This is a genomic window from Streptomyces marincola (genome assembly GCF_020410765.1).
GTDB classification, from domain to species: Bacteria; Actinomycetota; Actinomycetes; order Streptomycetales; family Streptomycetaceae; genus Streptomyces; species Streptomyces marincola.
Map to the genome: position 1 here is coordinate 1,914,683 of NZ_CP084541.1, position 19,718 is coordinate 1,934,400.

The 19,718-nt window shown below is 74.9% G+C and carries 9 protein-coding genes; 3 read left to right on the plus strand and 6 right to left on the minus strand.

The features are described 5' to 3' along the window. Nucleotides 1-10: 10 nt before the first annotated feature. The 3 genes from LC193_RS08155 to LC193_RS08165 all read right to left on the minus strand — a co-directional run bounded on the left by LC193_RS08155 (nucleotide 11) and on the right by LC193_RS08165 (nucleotide 12,927). Nucleotides 11-574, minus strand: coding sequence for an FcoT family thioesterase (locus LC193_RS08155; protein ID WP_086160621.1), 564 nt, complete (start codon nucleotides 572-574; stop codon nucleotides 11-13). Then, a complete protein-coding gene (locus LC193_RS08160) occupies nucleotides 571-11,229 on the minus strand; it encodes a type I polyketide synthase (RefSeq protein ID WP_226072937.1) in 10,659 nt (3,552 codons plus the stop codon). The genes LC193_RS08155 and LC193_RS08160 overlap by 4 nt, the downstream gene beginning before the upstream one ends. A gap of 99 nt (nucleotides 11,230-11,328) precedes the next feature. Continuing rightward, entirely contained in the window at nucleotides 11,329-12,927 is a 1,599-nt protein-coding gene (locus tag LC193_RS08165; protein WP_226072938.1) for an AMP-binding protein, read from the minus strand. A 357-nt stretch (nucleotides 12,928-13,284) separates the two neighbouring features. Between LC193_RS08165 and LC193_RS08170 the strand changes: the two genes are divergently transcribed. After that, nucleotides 13,285-14,226, plus strand: coding sequence for an ACP S-malonyltransferase (locus tag LC193_RS08170; RefSeq protein ID WP_226072939.1), 942 nt, complete (start codon nucleotides 13,285-13,287; stop codon nucleotides 14,224-14,226). 14 nt (nucleotides 14,227-14,240) lie between these two features. On the opposite strand, the gene LC193_RS08175 is transcribed toward LC193_RS08170, so the two are convergent. Beyond that, complete coding sequence (locus LC193_RS08175; RefSeq protein WP_086160617.1) at nucleotides 14,241-14,477, minus strand: acyl carrier protein; 237 nt, start codon at nucleotides 14,475-14,477, stop codon at nucleotides 14,241-14,243. A 118-nt stretch (nucleotides 14,478-14,595) separates the two neighbouring features. Here LC193_RS08175 and LC193_RS08180 point away from each other — a divergent pair, with 118 nt between their 5' ends. Beyond that, on the plus strand, nucleotides 14,596-16,110 hold the full coding sequence (locus LC193_RS08180) for an AMP-binding protein (protein WP_226072940.1): 1,515 nt from the start codon (nucleotides 14,596-14,598) through the stop codon (nucleotides 16,108-16,110). Here the strand turns inward: LC193_RS08180 and LC193_RS08185 are convergent. Beyond that, a complete protein-coding gene (locus LC193_RS08185; RefSeq protein WP_226072941.1) occupies nucleotides 16,093-16,689 on the minus strand; it encodes a TetR/AcrR family transcriptional regulator in 597 nt (198 codons plus the stop codon). The two genes, LC193_RS08180 and LC193_RS08185, sit on opposite strands and share 18 nt — an antisense overlap. A 101-nt stretch (nucleotides 16,690-16,790) precedes the next feature. Between LC193_RS08185 and LC193_RS08190 the strand changes: the two genes are divergently transcribed. Continuing rightward, nucleotides 16,791-18,359 (plus strand): MFS transporter, encoded by a 1,569-nt coding sequence (locus LC193_RS08190; RefSeq protein WP_226072942.1) that lies wholly within the window; start codon nucleotides 16,791-16,793, stop codon nucleotides 18,357-18,359. A gap of 72 nt (nucleotides 18,360-18,431) precedes the next feature. Here the strand turns inward: LC193_RS08190 and LC193_RS08195 are convergent, their stop codons facing one another. Then, on the minus strand, nucleotides 18,432-19,679 hold the full coding sequence (locus LC193_RS08195; protein ID WP_226072943.1) for a cytochrome P450: 1,248 nt from the start codon (nucleotides 19,677-19,679) through the stop codon (nucleotides 18,432-18,434). Nucleotides 19,680-19,718: the final 39 nt, after the last annotated feature.

Genomic DNA, 19,718 nt, shown 5'->3' on the forward strand with positions numbered 1-19,718 from the left:
CCGGGCCGGGTCAGTTCGCGGGCGGGTTGGTGATGGCGGCGGCGATCTCGCCGTGGCTCTCGCCGCCGTGCTCGTCCCAGTAGCGGGCCTCGGTGCGCAGCATCACCAGGGGGTCGCGCAGGTCGTTGCCGTCCCACTCGGCGATGTCGACGACGCGGATCTCGCCCTTGAAGCGGCGGCCCCGCATGGCCGAGCGGAACGTGCTCCTGAAGTCGGTGATGAACACGTCCGCGAGCTGGCGGTCCCAGAACTGTTCGAGCGTCCACCGGGAGAACGGCTCGATCAGCGACTCCTTCACGGACTTGGCCATCAGGTAGTAGGCCATCTGGTTGAAGCAGATGTTGAACTCGACCGAGTTGAAGTGCCCGGTGTCGTCGATGTAGCAGGACTCGGGGATCTCGAACGAGCAGGACGCGACGAGCTGCCCGCCCTCGTGCGGGTCGCCCTCGTGGGTGACCTCGGCCTCGGTGAGGTACTCGCACCGCTTGGCCCGGTACGGGGTCAGCACGCGGTGCAGCAGCTCGGCGTCGGTGGGGTGGACGCGCCGGCCGGTGGCGTCGAGCAACTGGGTCATGTCGGGTCTCCTGATCGTTGCGCGGTGCGGAGAAGTTCGGCCAGGCTCATGGAGCGGATCTCCTCGGTGCGGTCCTCGGTGGCCGCTGCCTCCCCGGGCTCCCCGGTCTCCCCGGCGCCGCCGGCCGGCGGCGCTGCGGGCCCCGGCTCGGGGCCTGGCTCCGGCTCGTCGAGCGCCAGTTCACCGAGCAGGTGCCGGGTGAGGACGATCGCGGTCGGGTGGTCGAAGACGAGCGTGGCGGGCAGCCGTTCCCCGATGGTCTCGCCCAGGCCGTTGCGGAACTTGACGGCGGCGAGGGAGTCGAAGCCCATGTCGCGGAACGACCGTTCGGCGTCGACCTCCTCCACGTCGGCGTAGCCGAGGGTGGCGGCGGCCTGGGCGCGGACGACGGCGAGCAGCGCCTGTTCGCGGCGGGCCGGGGTGAGCCGCGCGAGCCGCTCGCGCAGGCCCTCGGCGGGTTCGGGTGCCGTGGCCGCCGGGTCGACGGCGCGGCGGGCCGGGCCGCGCACGAGGTCGCGCAGCACGTAGGGCACGTCGGCGCGGCGCTGCCCGGTCAGGTCGATGCGCGCGGGGGCGAGGAACGCCCGGTCCAGCGCGCCGGCCGCGTCGAGCAGCGCCAGGCCCTCGTCCGTGGCCATCGGCAGCACCCCGCCGCGTTCCATGGCGGACAGGTCGGCCGTGCCGAGCGCCCCGGTCATGCCGCTGGCCTCGGCCCACAGGCCCCAGGCGAGGGACTGCGCGGGCAGCCCGCGGGCGCGGCGGTGCGCGGCCAGGCCGTCGAGGAAGGTGTTGGCGGCGGCGTAGTTGGCCTGCCCGGCGCCGCCGGTCACGCCCGCGGCGGACGAGAACAGCACGAAGGCGCCCAGGTCCTGATCGGCCGTCAGCTCGTGCAGGTGCAGCGCCGCGTCGACCTTGGGCCGCAGCACGGCGGAAAGCCGCTCCGGCGTCATGGACTCGATGACGCCGTCGTCGAGGACGCCCGCGGTGTGCACGACCCCGGCCAGCGTGCGGCCGGCCAGCGCGGCGGCCAGCGCGTCGCGGTCGGCCGCGTCGCACGCGACCACCTCGACGCGGGCCCCGGCCGCGGTGAGGTCCGCGGCCAGTTCCGCGGCGCCCGCCGCCCGGGGGCCGCGCCGGCTGGTGAGCAGCAGGTCGGTGACACCGTGGGCGGCGACCAGGTGGCGCGCGACGGCCGCGCCGAGCGTTCCGGTGCCGCCGGTGACCAGGACGGTGCCCGGCCTGTCGCCGAACACGGTGGCGGGCGCGCCGCCCGCGTCCCCGGTCACCGGGGCCAGGCGGGGGCGCAGCGGCGTGCCGGAGCGGACCGCGAGCTGCGGCTCGCCGGTGGCGAGCGCGAGGTCGAGTGCCGCGTCCGCCTCCGGCCCCTCGGCGGACTCGGCCGGGTCGAGGTCGACGAGGACGACGCGGCCCGGGTGCTCCGACTGCGCGCTGCGCACCAGGCCCCAGACGGCGGCGCCGGCCAGGTCGGTGACCTCCTCGCCCGCGGTGGAGACCGCGCCCCGCGTGACGACGGCCAGCGGCCCTTCCCCGCCCGCGTCCCGGGCGAGCCAGTCGGTCAGCGCGTCGAGCGCGGCGGCCGTCGCCGCGTGCACCTCGGCCGCGGTGGTGCCCGCGGGTGCGCGGTGCACCGCGGACCCGCGGGCGGGCCCGTCCGGCGCGGCCGGCGTCCACAGCAGCTCGAACAGCGAGTCGTGGGCCGCGCCGCCGGTGAACCCGCCGGGCGCGGCGGGGCGCAGCACCAGCGACTCGACGGACGCGACGGGCCGGCCGGCGGCGTCGGTGAGGCGCAGCGCGACCTCGTCGTCGCCGATGCGGGTCATCCGCAGCCTGAGCGCGGCGGCGCCCGAGGCGTGCAGGTCGACGCGGGTCCAGTTGAACGGCAGCGTGACCCGCCCGGGTTCTTCGGCCAGCAGCGCGGTGGCGTGCAGGGCCGCGTCGAGGGCCGCCGGGTGCAGCCCGAACCGCCCGGCCTGCGCGGCGGCCTCCTCGGGCAGCGCGATCTCCGCGAACACCTCGTCCGCCGAACGCCAGGCCGCGCGCAGCCCCTGGAACGCCGGCCCGTAGGCCAGTCCACCGGCGTCGGCGGGCGGCCGGTAGAAGTCGGTGAGGTCCACCGGCTGCGCGCCCGGCGGCGGCCAGGGCGCCGGCTCGTGCGCCGGCTCGGGGCCCGCGTCCGCGAGCGTTCCGTGGGCGTGCCGCGTCCAGCCGCCGCCCGCGGGCGCGTCCTCGGGCCGCGAGTGGACGGAGACGGCGCGCAGGTCGGCGTCGACGACCACCTGGATCGCCACGCCGCCGCGCTCGGGGAGGGCCAGCGGGGCCTCGATCGTCAGGTCCGCGACCCGGCCGCGGCCGACCTCGTCGCCGGCCCTGACGGCCAGTTCCACGAATCCCGACCCGGGGAACAGGGCGGTGCCGCCGACGCGGTGGTCCGCGAGCCACGGGTGGGTGGCGAGCGAGAGGCGGCCGGTGAGCAGCACCCCGCCGGCCCCGGCGACGGGCACGGCCGCGCCGAGCAGCGGGTGGTCGGCGGCCACCTGGCCGACGCCGGCGGCGTCCGCCGCGGGCTCCGGCGCGTCCAGCCAGTACCGCTTGCGCTGGAACGGGTAGGTGGGCAGGTCCACGCGGCGCGCGCCGGTCGCGGCGAACTGGCTCTCCCAGTCGACGCTCGCGCCGCGCGTGTACGCCTCGGCCAGCGAGGTGAGGAAGTCCCGCGCGTCGCCCGCGTCGCGGTGCAGGGTGCCGACGAACGCGGCGGCGGCGCCCGCCGATTCGGCGGTCTCGCCGAGCCCGACGAGCAGCCCCGGGTGCGGGCTGGCCTCGACGAAGATCTCGAAGCCGTCCGCGAGCAGCGCCCGCGTGGTCTCCTCGAACCTGACGGTCTGCCGCAGGTTGGTGTACCAGTACTCGGCGTCGAGCCCGGCGGTGTCAAGCGGCGCCGCGGTGACGGTCGAGTAGAACGGGACGGTGGAGGTGCGCGGGGAGAGGCCGGCGAGTTCTTCGAGCAGCCGGTCGCGGATCTCCTCGACGAACACCGAGTGCGAGGCGTAGTCCACGGGGATGCGGCGGGCCTGGACGCCCTCGGCGTCGAGCCGGGCCTTCAGCTCGTCCAGCGCCTCGGGGTCGCCGCACACGACGACGGACCCGGGGCCGTTGATGACGGCGAGCTGGAGCCGCCCCTCCCAGTCCGCCAGGTGCGTTCCCGCGCGGTCGGCCGACAGAGCCACCGACATCATGCCGCCGCGGCCCGCGAGGCCCTGGCGGATGACGCGGCTGCGCAGCGCGACGACGCGCGCGCCGTCGTCCAGGGACAGCGCCCCGGCGACGCAGGCGGCGGCGATCTCGCCCTGCGAGTGGCCGACGACGGCCGCGGGTTCGACGCCGACGGCGCGCCACGCCTCGGCGAGCGAGACCATCACCGCCCACAGCACCGGCTGCACGACGTCGACCTCGTCGAGCGCCGGGCTGCCCGGCGCGCCGTGCAGCACGTCGAGGAGGTCCCACTCGACCCAGGGTTCGAGCGCCTTGGCGCACTCGCCGAGCCGGGTGGCGAACGCCGGGGAGCGCTCGATGAGTTCGACGCCCATGCCGCGCCACTGCGAGCCCTGCCCGGGGAACACGAACACCGCGCGCGCGTCGCCGCGCGGCGTGCCCCGCACGACGGAGGCGTGCGTGGCGCCGCGGGCCAGCGCGTCGAGGCCCGCGAGCAGCCCGTCCCGGTCGGCCTCCAGGACGACGGCGCGGTGTTCGAGGGCGGCGCGGTCGCGGAACAGGGAGGCGGCGACGTCGAGTTCGTCCACGTCCGGGTGCTCGCGCAGGTGGGCGGCGAGCAGTTCCGCCTGGGCGCGCAGCGCCTCGGCCGAGCCCGCCGACACGGTCAGCGGCAGGAGTTCGGGGCGTCGGCCGCGCGGCTCGGCGGGGGCCGGCGGCGGCGCCTCCTCGACGATCACGTGGGCGTTGGTGCCGCTGACGCCGAAGGAGGAGACGCCGGCCCGGCGCGGGCGCGCGCCGCGCGGCCACTCCCTGGCCTCCGTGAGCAGTTCGACGGCGCCCTCGGTCCAGTCGATGTGCGGGGAGGGCGTGTCGGCGTGCAGCGTGCGGGGCAGCACCCCGTTGCGCATCGCCATCACCATCTTGATCACGCCCGCGACGCCGGCGGCGGCCTGGGTGTGCCCGAGGTTGGACTTGATGGACCCGAGCCACAGCGGGTCGCCGTCGCCGCGCTCCTGCCCGTAGGTGGCCATCAGTGCCTGGGCCTCGATCGGGTCGCCGAGCGTGGTGCCCGTGCCGTGGCCCTCGACCGCGTCCACGTCGGCGGGCGTGAGGCCGCCGAGGGCCAGCGCCTGCCGGATCACGCGCTGCTGGGCGGGCCCGTTGGGCGCGGTCAGGCCGTTGGAGGCGCCGTCCTGGTTGATGGCGGAGCCGCGGATCACCGCGAGCACGGGGTGCCCGTTGCGGCGCGCGTCCGAGAGGCGTTCGAGCAGCAGCAGGCCCGCGCCCTCGGCCCAGCCGGTGCCGTCCGCGCCCTCGCCGTACGCCTTGCAGCGGCCGTCGGCGGCCAGGCCGCGTTGCAGGCTCATGCCGAGGAACGTCTCGGGCGTGGCCATCACGGTGACGCCGCCCGCGAGGGCGAGGGTGCACTCGCCCTGCCGCAGCGCCTGGGCCGCCCAGTGCAGCGCGACCAGGGAGGAGGAGCACGCGGTGTCGATGGTGACGGCCGGGCCTTCGAGGCCGAGCGTGTAGGCGACGCGCCCCGAGGCCACGCTGCCGAGGCTGCCGCCGGCCGCGAACCCGGCCAGGTCCTCGGACACCGAGGCGGTCAGCTGCGCCCAGTCGTGGTACATGAGCCCGGCGTAGACGCCGGTGCGGCTGCCCTTGACGGACAGCGGGTCGACGCCGCCGCGTTCCAGCGCCTCCCAGGCGACTTCGAGCAGCAGGCGCTGCTGCGGGTCCATCGCCTGCGCCTCCTTCGGGCTGATGCCGAAGAAGGTCGGGTCGAACTCGGCGGCGTCGTGCAGGAATCCGCCCGAGCGCGTGTAGGTGCGGCCGAACGTGCCGGGCTCGGGGTCGTAGATCTCCTCGGTGCGCCAGCCCCGGTCCTCGGGGAACGGGCCGATCGCGTCGGTGCCCTCGGCCACCAGCCGCCACAGGTCCTGCGGGGTGGTGACGCCGCCGGGGTAGCGGCAGGCCATCGCCACGATGGCGATCGGCTCGTCCGCGGCGGCCCGCGCGGCGGCGGCCGGGCGCGCCGGGGCGGGCGCGGCGGCGCCGCGCACCTTGTCGAGCACGTGGTCGGCCAGGGCGCGCGGGGTCGGGTGGTCGAAGATCAGGGTGGAGGTGAGCCGCAGTCCCGTGGCCGCGCCGAGCGCGTTGCGCAGTTCGACGGCGGCCAGCGAGTCGAAGCCGAGTTCGGTGAACGCGCGGCGCGGGTCGATCGCGGTGCCGCCCGCGTGCCCGAGGACGGCGGCGATCTGCGCGCGGACCAGGTCGAGGACGATCCGCTCGCGTTCGGCCTCCGGCTTGCCCGCGAGGCGGTCGGCCAGGCCGCCGCCGCTGCCCGCCGCGGCCGGCCCCGCGGCGGCCTGGCGCCGGACGGGCCCGCGGACCAGGCCGCGCAGCAGCGCGGGAACGCCGTCGGCGCGGGCCCGCAGCGCGGCCGGGTCCAGGCGCAGCGGCACGAGCGCGGGCGCGCCGGCGGCCAGGGCCCGGTCGAGCAGGGCCAGGTTGTCCTCGGCGCCCAGGGCGGGCAGGCCGGAGCGTTCCGCGCGGCGCAGCGTCACCTCGTCGAGGCGCGCGCCCATGCCCGCGTCGCCCGCCCACAGGTTCCACGCGAGCGAGGTGGCGGGCAGGCCCTGGGCGGCGCGGTGCCGGGCGAGCGCGTCGAGGAAGGCGTTGGCCGCCGCGTAGTTGCCCTGCCCTGCCGCCTCAAGGGTGCCGGCCGCCGAGGAGAACAGCACGAACGCGGCCAGCGGCAGGTCGCGGGTCAGCTCGTGCAGGTGCCAGGCGCCGTCGGCCTTGCCGTGGAAGACGGTGCCGACCTGCTCGGGCGTGAGCGAGGCCGCCAGGCCGTCGTCGACGACGCCCGCGCTGTGGACGACGGCCGTCAGCGGGTGCGCGGCCGGGATCGCCGCCAGCAGGGCGGCGAGCGCGTCGCGGTCCGCGACGTCGCAGGCGGCGACGGTCGCCTCGGCGCCGAGCGCGGCGAGTTCGGCGACGAGTTCCGCCGCGCCGGGGCTGTCGGGGCCGCGCCTGCCGGTGAGCAGCAGGCGCGTGACGCCGTGCCGCGCGACGAGGTGGCGGGCCACCAGGCCGCCGAGGCCGCCGGTGCCGCCGGTGATCAGGACCGTGCCGCCGGGCGCGAATTCCACGGGAGCGGGCGGCTCGGGCTCGGCCGCCCTGGCCAGGCGCGGCACGAGCACCGTGTCGCCGTCGAGGGCGAGTTGCGGCTCGCCGGTGGCCAGGGCCGCGCGCAGCGCGCGGTCCCGCACCTCGGCGCCGCCCGCCGGGATGTCGATCAGGGCGAAGCGCCCGGGGTGCTCGGCCTGCGCCGCGCGCACCAGCGCCCACGCGGGCGCGAGCGCCATGTCCTGCCGCGCCCCGCGCGTGACGAGCGCGAGCCTGGTGTCCTCGCGCACCGCGTCCTTGACCAGGTCGAGCGCGTGCAGCGTCGCCGCGCGCGCCGCCTCCGCCGGCGTGCCGGGGAAGGCGTCGGGCAGGAAGGCCAGCGCGAACTCCTCGGCGGCGGCGTCCGGTTCGCCCGGCGCCTGCACTGGCGTCCACTCCACGGCGAGCAGCGAGCCGTCGCCCGCCGCCGCCCCGAGGCCGTCGACCGGCACGGGCCGCTGCACGATCGAGCGGATGGTGGCCACCGGAGCGCCGGTGGCGTCGGCCAGTTCGACGGACAGCGCGTCCTCCCCGGCCGGGGTCAGGCGGGCCCGCACGGCGGCGGCGCCGCCCGCGTGCAGTTCGACGCCGAGCCACGCGAACGGCAGCCGCACCCGGCCGTCGTCCTCCGGGTTCTCGGCGGCGTGCAGCGAGGCGTCGAGCAGCGCGGGGTGCAGCCCGAACCGGTCGGCGCCCGCGTCGTCGAGCGCGACCTCGGCGAACACCTCGTCGCCGCGCCGCCACGCCGCGCGCACGCCCTGGAACGCGGGCCCGTAGCCGTAGCCCTGCGCGGCCTGCCGCGCGTACAGGCCCTCGACGTCGAGCGGTTCCGCGTCGGCCGGCGGCCACTCCGCGAACGCGTCCGCGCCCGGCGCCGCGCCCTGGCCGCGCTCGGCCAGCACGCCGCTGGCGTGCCGGGTCCAGCCGTCCTCGCCGCGCGCGGCGCGCGCCCAGATCTCCACGGAACGGCGGCCCGCCGCGTCGGGCGCGCCGACGACGGCCTGGACCTCGGCGCCCGCGTCCCCGGTCAGCGCCAGGGGCGCCTCAAGCGTGAGTTCTTCCACCACGCCGCAGCCGGCCTCGTCGCCCGCCCTGACGGCCAGTTCGACCAGGGCGGTGCCCGGCACCAGGACCGTTCCCGCGATGACGTGGTCGGCCAGCCACGGCTGGAGGCGCGTGGACAGCCGGCCGGTCAGCACGAGGCCGTCGGCGCCCGCGAGGCTGACGGCCGCATCCAGCAGCGGGTGGCCGAGCGTTCCCGCGCTGCCCGAGGCGTCGGCCAGCCAGTAGCGCCTGCGCTGGAACGCGTAGGTGGGCAGGTCGACGCGGCGGGCGCCGCGCCCGGCGAAGAAGCGGTCCCAGTCCACGGCGGTGCCGTGGGCGTGCGCGGTGCCGAGCGCGGTGACGACCTGGCGCTCCTCGCCGTGCCCGGCGCGCAGGAGCGCGGCGAACGCGGCTCCCTCGTCCGCGCCGGTCCCGGCGAGGCTGTCGCGGCCCATCGCGGACAGCACGGCGTCGGGGCCCAGTTCGAGGTACGTGGTGACGCCCTCGGCGCCCAGCCTGCGCACGGCGTCGGCGAACCTGACCGGCTCGCGCACGTGGCGCACCCAGTAGTCGGCGTCGAAGGCGGTGACGGGCTCGCCGGTCAGGTTGGAGATGACGGGGATGCGCGGCGGCGCGTAGGTCAGGGCCTGGGCCACGCCGCGGAAGTCCTCCAGCATCGGGTCCATCAGCGGCGAGTGGAACGCGTGCGAGACCCGCAGCCGGCGCGTCTTGCGCCCCTGCGCGGCGAACCGGTCCGCGACGGCCGCCACGGCGTCCGCCTCGCCCGAGACGACGACGGCGGCCGGGCCGTTGATGGCGGCGATGTTGACGCGCTCGGTCAGGTAGGGCAGGACCTCGTCCTCCGCCGCCTGCACGGCGACCATCGCGCCGCCCTCGGGCAGTTCGTCCATGAACGTGCCGCGCGCGCCCACGAGCAGCGCCGCGTCCGCGAGGTTCAGCACGCCGGCGGCGTGCGCGGCGGCGATCTCCCCGATGGAGTGCCCGGCGACCAGGGCCGGCGTCACGCCCCAGGACTCCACCAACCGGAACAGGGCGGTCTCGACGGCGAACAGCGCCGCCTGCGCGTACCGCGTGCGGTGCAGCAGCTCCGCCAGGGGGCTGTCGGGCTCGGCGAACAGCACGTCGCCGAGCGGTTCTTCGAGGTGCAGGTCGAGGTGGTCGGCCGCCTCCTGGAGCGCCTGCGCGAACACCGGGAAGGCGCGGACCAGTTCGCGGCCCATGCCGACGCGCTGGCTGCCCTGGCCGGTGAACAGGAACGCGGTGCGGCCCGCCGCCGGCCGCGTGCCCGTGATCAGCCCGGGCGCGGGCTCGCCCTCCGCGAGCGCGGCGAGGGCGAGGCGCAGTTCGGCCCGGTCGGCGGCGACGATCGCGGCGCGGTCGCGCAGCGCGGCGCGCGTGGTGGCGGTGGCGTGCGCGAGGTCGAGCGGTTCGTGCGCGTCGACCAGGGGCAGGAGGCGCGCGGCCTGGCCGCGCAGCGCGTCCTCGCCCCGCGCGGAGAGCAGCACGGGCACGGGCCTGGCGGGCAGGTCGGTCCCGGCGGTGTCGGCGGGCACGGCCGGCTCCGCGGCGGCCGGCGGCTCCTCGATGACGACGTGGGCGTTGGTGCCGCTGGCGCCGAACGAGGAGATGCCGGCGCGGCGCGGCCCGTTGCCCGCCTCCCACGGCACCGGCTCGGTCAGCAGCCGGACGGTGCCGCTCGACCAGTCGACGTGCTCGGTCGGCTCGTCCACGTGGAGGGTGCGCGGCAGCGTGCCGTTGCGCATGGCCATCACCATCTTGATGACGCCCGCCGCGCCGGCGGCGGCGCCGGTGTGGCCGATGTTGGACTTGACCGAGCCGAGCCACAGCGGCTGCTCGGGCGAACGGCCCTGGCCGTAGGCGGCGAGCAGCGCCTGGCCCTCGATGGGGTCGCCGAGCGTGGTGCCCGTGCCGTGCGCCTCGACGGCGTCGACGTCGGCCGGCGTGAGGCCCGCGTCGGCGAGCGCCTGGCGGATGACGCGCTGCTGCGCGAGGCCGTTGGGCGCGGTCAGGCCGTTGGAGGCGCCGTCCTGGTTGATGGCGGAGCCGCGCACGACGGCGAGCACCCGGTGCCCGTCGCGCAGCGCGTCGGACAACCGGGCCAGCACGAACACGCCGACGCCCTCGGCGAAGCTCGTGCCGTCGGCGGCGGACGCGAACGCCTTGATCCGCCCGTCGGGCGCCAGGCCGCGCTGGCGGCTGAAGGACGTGAACGTGCCGGGGCTCGATATGACGGTGACGCCGCCGGCCAGGGCCAGGCCGCACTCGCCGCGCTGCAGCGAGCGGACCGCCAGGTGGAGCGCGGTGAGCGATCCCGAGCAGGCCGTGTCGACGGTGAGCGTGGGCCCTTCGAGGCCGAGCGTGTACGCGACGCGGCCGGACACGACGCTGGGCAGGTTGCCGCCCAGCACGTAGCCGTCGAGCCCGTCGGGCGCCTGGTGGGTGCGCGGCCCGTACTCGTGCGGCTCGACGCCGATGAACACGCCCGACCTGGTGCCCTTCAGGCTCTCCGGGTCGATGCCCGCGCGTTCGATCGCCTCCCAGCTGGTTTCGAGCAGCAGCCGCTGCTGCGGGTCCATCGCCAGGGCTTCCTTGGGGCTGATCTGGAAGAAGTCGGCGTCGAAGTCGCCCGCGTCCGGGAGGAATCCGCCGTGCCGCACGTAGCTGGTGCCGGTGACGGAGGGGTCAGGGTCGTAGAGGGCGTCGAGGTCCCAGCCGCGGTCGCCGGGGAACGCGTCGAGGACGTGGGTGCCGTCGGCCAGCAGCCGCCACAGGTCCTCGGGCGAGGTCACCCCGCCGGGGAAGCGGCAGCCGATCCCGATGATCGCGACCGGCTCGTCGCGCGACGGCGCCGGCGCGGGCTGCTCGGCGGACTCCTCGGCCGCGTCCGCTCCCGCGCCGCCGAGCACGTCCGCGAGGTGGGCGGCCAGGGCCGCGGGCGTCGGGTGGTCGAAGCCGATGGTGACGGGCAGGTCGACGCCCAGTTCCGCGGTCAGCCGCCGGTGCAGCTGCACGAGGCCGAGCGAGTCCAGGCCGACCGCGAGGAACGGGCGGTCGGCCGCCACGTCGGTGGCCCCGTCCGCGTAGGTGTCGGGATGGGCGGCGTGCAGCACCTCGGCGGCCTGCGCCAGCACCAGTTCCAGCATGGCGGCCCTGGACTGCTCGGTCATGTGCATACTCCGCAACGAAGAGGCGTGAGGGCGTGGAGTCGTGATCAAGGTGGCGCGGGCCGCCGCGTGGGCGGGCGGGTCGGTCGAGACGCCGGGGCGTCAGGAGGCCGCGAGCGCGGACAGCGCCGCGCGGTCGACCTTCCCGTTGACGGTCAGCGGGAAGGCGTCCACGACGTGCAGGCCCTGGGGGATCATGTAGGCGGGCAGCGCGGCGCGGCAGAACGCGATGAGTTCCTTGGTGTCGAACGCGGGGCCCTCAGGCGCGCGCGTGACGAACGCGTGCAGCAGCGGGTCGCCGTCCTCGCGCGGCAGCACCATCGCGACCGCTCCGGCGACTCCCTCGAACTGGCCGATGCGGCGCTCGACTTCGCCCAGCTCGACCCGGTTGCCCCGGATCTGCACCTGGGAGTCGGCGCGGCCGTGCAGGTACAGCTCGCCGTCCTCGCCCATGGAGGCCAGGTCGCCCGACTTGAACACCAGCCGCCCCGACCTGGGGTCGAGCGGGTCGGGCACGAGGACCTTGCTCGTGGTCTCCGGGTCGCCCCAGTAGCCCGAGAAGAGCGAGGGGGTGCGCAGGTAGATCTCGCCGACGGTGCCCGGGCCTTCGACGGGGGTGCCGTCGGGCCCGATGAGCGTCATCTCCGCGCCCGCGTGCGCGTGGCCGATGGACAGGCGGGTGACGTCGGCCGGCAGCGGGTTGGGCACCTCGGTGATCGAGGCGGCCATCGTCTCGGTCGCGCCGTAGCCGTTGGTGAACCGGGTCTTGGGCAGCAGGTTCTGGAGCGCGCGGAGTTCGTCGAGCGGCCACGGCTCGCCCGTGAACACGATGCGGCGGACGAGCCCGGCGTCGCCCAACTCGGCGAGCAGTTCCGGCTCGTGCCGCAGCACCGGGCGCCACACCGAGGGCACGCAGTCGACCTGCGTGACGCCCGCCTCGCGCAGGAACGCGAGGAAGCGGCGGGGCCAGCCGAGCCGGTCGCGCGGCACGGGCACCAGCGCGGCTCCGTGGCTGAGCGTGAAGCCGATGTCGAACAGGGAGAAGTCGAACTGGAGCGGCGAGGTGTTGGCGACCCGGTCGTCGGCCGTGGCGAGTTCCTCGGCCTCGGCGCCGCGCAGGAACGCGATGACGCCCCGGTGGCTCATGACCACGCCCTTGGGCCGGCCTGTCGTCCCCGAGGTGAAGGTGATGTACGCGGTGTCGACGGGCGTCACCGCGCGGCGGCGGCGCACGCGCGGCGCGGGCGCGCGTTCGATCGTGAGCCCTTCGGCGCCGAGCCTGGCCGTGCCGACCTGCTCGGGGACGCCGGTGCGCTTGCCGTGCGCGGTCTGGAGGTGCAGCGCGGGCTCGGCGCTGCCGATGATGGTCAGCAGCCGCTCGTCGGGGATCTCGGGGCTGGTCGGGATGAACGGCAGCCCCACCGTGGCGCAGGCCAGGAGGGCGGCCACGGAGTCGGCGCTCGTGTCGGACTCCAGGATGACGCGGTCGCCCACGTCGAGGCCCAGCGCGTCGAGTTGGCCGGCGATGCGGTCCACGCGCCGTTCCAGTTCGCCGTACGTGACCGTCTCGGTCCCGCCGCCCGCCGCCGCCTGGATCACCGCGGGCCGCTCCGGTGCCCTGCGGGCGGCTGCCAGCAGGTAGGTCCGCAGGTTGTCAACCGAGGCGTGCGCCCGGGCCGGACGCGCTCCATTCGAGCTCATGCGCCACCTTCCGATTCGGCCTTCACAGCGAATGCCAGACTGTTTCTAACAGGGGGGTTTTGGCGGCCACAAGAACTTTCGGCGTTCTGCCCGGCCGGTTAGGGGGCGTTAGGGGTTATGTCGGCACCTGGGCCCCACAACACTGGCCGGAAACAATTGGATCGGGTCTGCCCGGCCTTTCGGCCGAAGCTCCCTCGAAACGCGGCGCACGCCCCGGTACCGCACGGGGTGTCGCGCAGCGCACCCCCCATGGAACACTGCACCAAAAATACGCTCGGGAACGCAACAGGGCCGCAGCGATTAATGCGGCCGGCACGGCGGCGGATACGCCGCGACGACGCGAGGGAATGGAGAATCATGTCGGCGATCGTCTTTCCTGGGATCGGGCCGACGCGTTTCGCCGACTCGGCCAGGTTCTTCGCGGTCCACCCGGTGGCGCGCCGCCTGGTCGCCGAGGCGGACGCGGCGCTCGGCTACTCGCTCGTGGACGCCTACCGCGAGGCCGAGGACCGCGGCGACCAGGGGGCGTACCCGGAGCCGGCGCGGATCGCGTTCCTGGTGAGCTGCCTGGCGCTGGCCGAGTGGACGACGGCCGAGCACGGCCTTGAGCCGGTCGCGTGCGTGGGCGCGAGCTTCGGCGGCACCGCGGCGGCCGTGCGGGCCGGGGCGCTGCCGTTCGCCGACGCCGTCACGATGACCGCCGAGTGGGGCCGGCGCGTGGACGCCTACTTCGCGCGCGAGCACCGGGACGTCGTCACGCAGTCGTTCGCGCGCGTCCCGGCGGAACGGCTCGATGAGATCCGCGCCGAGCTGGCGGAGCGCGGCGAGTGGAGCGAGGTCGCGGGCCACGTGGACCACGACTTCCACATGCTGTCGGTGCGCGAGGAATCGCTTGAACGCCTCCAGGCGCGGCTGCGGGCCGCCGGCGGCCTGCCGCTGTACGTGATGCGGCCACCGATGCACTCGGCCAGGTTCGGCGCGCTGCGCGAGGAGATCGCGGACGAGGTCGTCGCCGGCGTCCCGTTCACCGACCCGCACACCCCGGTCGTCTCCGACCACGACGGGTCGCTGGTGCGGACGGCGGACGGGGTGCGCACGCTGCTGCTCGACGCGGTGACCCGCACGGTGCGGTGGCCCTCGGTCGTGGAGACGCTGAAGTTCCTCGGCGCGCGACGGGTGTACGTCACGGGGCAGGACGGCCTGTGGGGCCGGGTCGAGATCATGACCAGCACGTTCGACGTGGTGGCCGTGCGGCCGGAAACGGCTCTGCGACCGCGCCGGCGCAGCACGATCGCGTAGCACGTCCTGCCGGGTCAGCGCATGGCCTCCAGGGTTTTCCAGAGCGTGGAAGGCGTGGCGAAATTGTCGATGTGCAGGGCGTCGTCGACGAAACGGACCCCGTACGTCTCCTCAAGCGAGGAAAGCAGCGCGACCATGCCCATCGAATCCAGGCCGAAATCGCGGAGACTCAACTCGGCCGTCAACTCGTCCTCGGGTTCGAGCAGGGAAAGATGCTTGCGCAGCACTGCCTCGAACGACTCGTCCCACATACGGGCTCCCGTGATTTTACCGGCGTTTACCGAATGGTCGGCGTCGCGGCCAACCTAGGCCCTGGCCCCTGTGGTCGGCACCCCTATCCACCCCTCTTCTTTTACCGGAGGAAGGTCAATGCCCGAGACACCCGTCCCAGGACACGGTCTGCACGAGCGGTTCCTGCGCGGCCTCGCGCGGGCGCCGGGCGGCACGGCGATCCGCGTGGACGCCGAGAGCCTGACGTTCGAGGAGGCCCACGACCTCGCGCTGCGCCGCGCGGGCGCGCTGCGGGCCCTCGCGCCCGAGGGGCCGCGGTCGGTCGCGGTCCTGGCCGACAAGAGCGTGACCGCGTACGTCGGCATCCTGGCCGCGCTGTACGCGGGCGCGACGGTCGTGCCGCTCAACCCGCGCTTCCCCGCCGAGCGCACCCGCCGCATGCTGACCGCCGCGCGGGTGTCCGCGGTCGTCGCCGACCCGGTGGGCCGGGCGGCGCTCGCCGAGACGGAACTCGCCCTGCCCGTGCTGGACGAGGCCGCGCCCGCGCGCCCGCTGGACGCGCCCGCGGACGTGCTGCCGTCGGACATCGCGTACGTCCTGTTCACCTCGGGCTCGACGGGCCGCCCCAAGGGCGTGCCGATGACGCACGGCGCGAACGCGCACTACTTCGGCCTGCTCGACCGGCGGTACGACTTCGGCCCCGACGACGTGTTCTCGCAGAACGTCGGCCTCAACTTCGACTGCGCGATGTTCGAGCTGTTCTGCGCGTGGGGCAACGGGGCGCCGGTGCACGCCATCCCGGCCGCCGCGCACCGCGACCTGCCGGCGTTCTTCGCGGAGCGGCGGATGACGGTGTGGTTCTCCACGCCGAGCGGCATCGCGTTCATCCGGCGCATGGGCGGCCTGGCGCCCGGCGCGATGCCCACGCTGCGGTGGAGCTTCTTCGCGGGCGAGGCGCTGCTGGCCGAGGACGCCGCCGACTGGCAGGCCGCGGCGCCGGGTTCGCACGTCGAGAACCTGTACGGGCCGACCGAGCTGACCATCACCGTCACTGGGCACCGCTGGTCGCCCGGCACCTCGCCCGCCAAGACCGTCAACGGCGTCGTCCCGATCGGCGCGGTGCACGAGGGGCACGACCACGTCCTGCTCGACGAGGCGGACGAGGCCGCCGACGAGGGCGAACTGTGCATCACCGGGCCGCAGATGACGCCCGGCTACCTGGACGAGGAGGACAACGCGGGCCGGTTCCTGGAGCGGGAGGGGCGCCGCTGGTACCGCACGGGCGACCGGGTGCGGCGCCTGCCCGACGGCGAACTCGTCTACCTCGGGCGGCTGGACGCCCAGGTGCAGATCCAGGGCTTCCGGGTGGAGCTGGCCGAGGTGGACCACACCGTGCGGCAGTGCGCGGGGGTGCAGAACGCGGCCACCGTGACGCGCCCGGCGCCGGGCGGCGGGCTCGAACTCGTCGTCTACTACACGGGCGAGCGCGTGGCCCCCGCGGTGCTGCGCCGCGAGCTGTCCGCGCACCTGCCCGAGGCGATGCTGCCCAAGACGTTCTGCCACGTGGCCGAGTTCCCGCTGAACTCCAACCGCAAGGTCGACCGGGGCCGGCTGGCCCGCGAGGCCGCCGCGCTGTCAGACACCCTGCCCTGAGCCGGCCCGGCCGACGTACTCCCCGACCGTCCGCAGCGCCTCGGCGAGCGACTCGCCCGTCGGGGCGTGCTCGGGGTCGACCATCCACTGCATCATCACGCCGCTGAGCAGCGCGTGGTAGAACTGCCCGACCGCCGTCTCGGTCTGCTCGGGCAGCCGGGCGTCGCCCAGGAGCAGCGCCACGAGGTTCTCCTGGGCGGCCTGCTGGGCCTCGGAGAAGAACTTGCGCACCTCGGGCACGTGGTCGAGCTGCGTGATCGCGTCGAACTGGGCCGCCCACACCGGCCGGTGCCGTTCGAACAGCTCGATGACACGGGTCCAGGTCCGCTCGAACCGGGCGATCGGGTCGGCCGGCAGGTCGCCGACGTCCGCCAGGGCCCGCTTCAGCTCCTGGGCCCACTCCTCGGCAGCCTCCATGATCGCCGCGTTGAGCAGCGCTTCCTTGGTGCCGTAGTGGTAGCCGATCGACGCCAGGTTCGCGCCGGACGCCTCGACGATGTCGCGCGCGGTGGTGCGGGCGTAGCCCTTCTCGTACAGGCAGCGTCGCGCCCCGGCCAGCAGGTCCTCTCGGTGTCCCATACCGGCGAGTCTAACCGCCGAACCATACGTTTGTGCCAGACGTACGTCTGGAACAGAATTTGACATAGACAGATCTCTAATACAGATCTATAGTCGAGGCCATGAGTCACGAACGAGCGACCCGGAAGGAATGGGTCGGTCTCGCCGTCCTTGTCCTCCCCGTCCTACTGCTGTCGATGGACATGACGGTGCTGTACTTCGCGGTGCCGTTCCTCAGCGCCTCCCTCGAACCCACAGCCACGCAGCAGCTGTGGATCGTGGACATCTACGCGTTCATGCTGGCCGGCCTGCTCATCACCATGGGCACGCTCGGCGACCACATCGGGCGCCGCAAGCTGCTGCTGATCGGCGGGTTCGCGTTCGGTGCCGCGTCCCTGGCCGCCGCCTACGCGAGCAACGCGGAGCTGCTGATCCTGGCGCGCGCCGTGCTCGGCATGGCGGGCGCCGTGCTCGCGCCCTCCACCCTGTCGCTGATCCGCACCATGTTCCGCGACCCGGGCCAGCGCAGGACCGCCATCGCGGTGTGGACGGCCGGCCTCTCCGGCGGCGCGGCGCTCGGCCCGATCGTCTCCGGCCTCCTCCTCGAAGAGTTCTGGTGGGGCTCGGTCTTCCTGATCAACATCCCGGTCATGGCGCTGCTGCTGGTGCTCGGCCCGATCCTGCTGCCCGAGCACCGCGCGCCCGAGCCCGGCCGCTTCGACGTCATCGGCGCCGTCCTGTCCCTGGCCGCCGTGCTGCCGATCATCTTCGGCATCAAGGAGCTGGCCGAGGACGGCTTCGCCTGGTCCTACGCCGCCATCACGGCCGCGGGCGTGGTGCTCGGCGTGCTGTTCTTCCTCCGCCAGCGCACGGCGCCCAACCCGCTGATCGACCTCGAACTGTTCCGCAACCGCGGGTTCAGCGCGTCCATCGCCGTCAACCTGGTGGCGCTGTTCGCGATGGTCGGCTTCCTGCTGTTCTCCACGCAGTGGATCCAGCTGGTCTACGGACTCAGCCCGCTCGAAGCCGCGCTGTGGACCCTGCCGGCGCCGGTGGCCGTGGGCGTGACGACCTCGATCGCCGCCGTGCTGGCCAAGACGGTGCGCCCCGGCTACATCATCGGTGCCGGACTCGTCATCGCGACCGTCGGCTTCGGCATCATGACCCAGCTGCGCGTCGATTCCGGGCTGGCGACGGTGGTGGTCGGCGCGACCGTGCTGTCGGCCGGCGTGGGCATGGCGATCCCGCTGACCGCCGACATGATCGTCTCCGCGGCCCCGCCGGAACGCGCGGGCGCCGTCTCCGCGCTGCCCGAGACCAGCAACCAGCTCGGCGGGGCGCTCGGCGTCGCGATCCTCGGCAGCATCGGCGCCGCCGTCTACACCCGGGACATCACCGACGCGACCTCCGACCTGCCGCCCGACGCGGTGGAAGCGGCCGAGGGCTCGCTCGGCGGCGCGACGGAAGTGGCCCAGCACCTGCCGGGCGGCGTCGCCGAGGCACTGCTGCACAACGCGCAGGAGGCGTTCACCCACGGCATGAACATCAGCGCCGTGGTGGGCGGCGCGGTCATGCTGGCGGGCGCCGTGGGCGCGGTGGTGTTCATGCGGGGCGTGCGCGTCGGCAACGCGGCGCCGGCGCCCGACGCGGCCGGACCCGAGCGGGTCAAGGCCGCCACAAAGCCCGAGTGAGGGGTCCCCCCACACGGGAAGAGTCCCTGCGCGGCCGGTCGCGCAGGGACTCTTTTTCGTGCCCGCCCCGGTTCAGCGGGTCAGGGCCAGGGGCAGCGTGGCGTAGCCGGTGAGCCCCATGATGTCGCGGCGCTCCGGCGCGCCGGCCAGCTCGATCTTCGGGAAGGTGTCGATCAGCTTCGGGAACAGGTCGGCGCCCTCCATCCGGGCCAGGCTGCCGCCGAAGCAGTAGTGCGCGCCCGCGCTGAAGCTCAGGTGCGGGCCGTTGTCGCGGGTCAGGTCGAGGCGGTGGGGGTCGGGGAACCTGGCCGGGTCGCGGTTGGCCGCGGCCAGCAGCGTCAGCACCAGGACGCCCTCGGGAATCTCCGTGCCCGCTATGGTGATCGGCCGCGGCGTGACGCGGCTCGCCGCGGTGGTGTGCGTCGTGTGGCGCAGCAGCTCCTCGACGGCCGAGTCCGTGATGCTCTTGTCCTCGCGCCACCGGGCCAGCTCGTCCTGGTGGTCCATGAGCGCGAGCACACCGGTCGCGATCAGGTTGGTGGTGGCCGCGAAGCCCGCGGTGAACAGGAACAGGATGAGCGCGATCAGCTCGTCCTCGTCGAGCCGGCCGCCGTCGGCCGCCTGCACCATGTTCGACAGCAGGTCGTCGCGCGGGTCGGTGCGGCGCCTGGCGATCAGCTCGCCGAAGTAGCCCGTCAGCTCCTCGGCCGCGGCGTCCGCACGCACCAGGTCCTCGTCCAGGTAGATGCCGGAGAAGACCCGCGACCAGTCGTCGGCCAGCAGCCACAGGCGCTTGCCGTCCTCGAACGGCAGGCCCAGCATCTCGCTGATGACGGCCACGGGGAACGGCATCGCCAGCAGGTCGACGAGGTCGACCGGCTCGCCGCCGGCCGACCGTTCGACCAGGCCGTCGATGAGGCCGTCCGTCAGCCGCTCCACCACGGGCTGCATCTTCTTGATGGCCTTCGGCGTGAACACGCGGCTGGCCATGCCCCTGATCCGGCCGTGGTCGGGCTGGTTCAGCGTGACCATCGTGTTCAGGTACATGCGCAGCGACAGGTGGTCGGCCCAGTCGGGGCGCCTGAGCGCCGCGGCCCGCGCGCCGCTCTTGACGTCGGGCAGCCGCAGGAACTCGGTGACCTCGTCGTACCCGGACAGCGCCCACAGGCCGAGCTGCGCGCTCGGGTGGACCCGGTTCACCGAGCGCAGCGTCTCGTAGAGCGGGAAGGGGTTCTCGGGGAAGGGCGGCGTGAGCAGCGCCATCAGGGCCTGGTCGGCCTGCTCGGGGGTCGCGGTGGTCGCGGTGGTCTCGGTGGTCACGCGGGGGCACCTCTCTTGATGGGTGGGGATATGCGGGCC

Excerpts from the sequence above, each read along its gene's own strand:
- LC193_RS08155 (WP_086160621.1), bottom strand. The coding sequence starts at position 574 with ATGACCCAGTTGCTCGACGCCACCGGCCGGCGCGTCCACCCCACCGAC.
- LC193_RS08160 (WP_226072937.1), bottom strand. The coding sequence starts at position 11,229 with ATGACCGAGCAGTCCAGGGCCGCCATGCTGGAACTGGTGCTGGCGCAG.
- LC193_RS08165 (WP_226072938.1), bottom strand. The coding sequence starts at position 12,927 with ATGAGCTCGAATGGAGCGCGTCCGGCCCGGGCGCACGCCTCGGTTGAC.
- LC193_RS08170 (WP_226072939.1), top strand. The coding sequence starts at position 13,285 with ATGTCGGCGATCGTCTTTCCTGGGATCGGGCCGACGCGTTTCGCCGAC.
- LC193_RS08175 (WP_086160617.1), bottom strand. The coding sequence starts at position 14,477 with ATGTGGGACGAGTCGTTCGAGGCAGTGCTGCGCAAGCATCTTTCCCTG.
- LC193_RS08180 (WP_226072940.1), top strand. The coding sequence starts at position 14,596 with ATGCCCGAGACACCCGTCCCAGGACACGGTCTGCACGAGCGGTTCCTG.
- LC193_RS08185 (WP_226072941.1), bottom strand. The coding sequence starts at position 16,689 with ATGGGACACCGAGAGGACCTGCTGGCCGGGGCGCGACGCTGCCTGTAC.
- LC193_RS08190 (WP_226072942.1), top strand. The coding sequence starts at position 16,791 with ATGAGTCACGAACGAGCGACCCGGAAGGAATGGGTCGGTCTCGCCGTC.